At 28.3% G+C, this 647-nt stretch carries 1 pseudogene; it reads right to left on the bottom strand.

What is annotated here, in order from left to right:
- Positions 1 to 189: 189 nt before the first annotated feature.
- Positions 190 to 647: pseudogene (locus tag AC1DJR_RS32605) on the bottom strand (excinuclease ABC subunit UvrA); the annotation flags it as partial.

The raw sequence follows: 647 nt of genomic DNA, 5'->3' as shown, positions 1-647 counted from the left end.
CCTGCTATATCTTTCAACTTATAATTTACAAATAAATTCTTTAAGTATTACAAGTGACTTTTTTAAATCTTTTGTCAAACTAAATTAAAATTTTAAAACCAACAAGTTCTTCTCCAAACAAAAACTCACTTGCAAATTATTGCAAATGAGTTTTTAATCACTTACTGACCACTATTTTTTATTCTTAATTTAATTATTTTTCTCAAGACATTCATAAACTGCCATCATTTCTCGCTTATTCAACTCACGAATTCGATTAAATATTATAATGTCTGCAACATCCTCAGTTCGTAAGCTTTCCTCCACAACATCACTAACTTTTCCAGTTAACCATGTTTCTACGTCTATGTCATCGACAATTTCTTTACGTCCTTCATCGTTAATACCACTTGCATTACAAGTTACACACGGAATTGTTAATTTRAACACRCCRTCATGYAGRTTATCTTCKGTTATWACTTTYTTTCCGTTACAGAATGGACAYGGGTTRCTTTTTTTAATTTTATTAATTTGGGTAACTAATTTTTTGTAACCAAATGCTTCATACACATATGTTAGTTTTTTATATTTTCCATTTGTGAAATACTTATCTATAATGGTTTCTCTTGTTTCATAAACATTAGGAAAATCACAAATAGTTACTTGAT

It is taken from the genome of Bacillus sp. 05T31 (assembly GCF_056396725.1).
Note: the sequence above shows the minus strand (reverse complement) of the source record. Positions and strands in the feature narration are given on the sequence as shown.